This is a genomic window from Acinetobacter johnsonii (assembly GCF_048551975.1).
Classification (GTDB): domain Bacteria; phylum Pseudomonadota; class Gammaproteobacteria; order Pseudomonadales; family Moraxellaceae; genus Acinetobacter; species Acinetobacter johnsonii_A.
Map to the genome: position 1 here is coordinate 1 of NZ_JBIMCF010000324.1, position 251 is coordinate 251.

Genomic DNA, 251 nt, shown 5'->3' on the forward strand with positions numbered 1-251 from the left:
TGGCAGCGTTCGGTGTCTCGAGCTTAACAGACTTGATTGGTCGTACAGATTTGCTGGAAATGCTTCCTGGTGAAACGGAGAAACATGCGCACCTTGATTTGAGCGCTTTACTGGAGTCACATCCTTCTGCGCAAGGTAAGGCACAGTACTGTGAAGTTGAAGGTAACGCACCGTTCGATAACGGCTTGCTTGCTGAGAAAATGGTTGCTGAAATGCTACCAGCCATTGAAGCTGGGATCACAGGTGAATAT

At 48.2% G+C, this 251-nt stretch carries 1 protein-coding gene; it reads left to right on the forward strand.

The features are described from left to right. On the forward strand, window positions 1–251 hold a 251-nt coding region (locus tag ACG9ZB_RS17660), incomplete at both ends, for a hypothetical protein (RefSeq protein WP_419326886.1).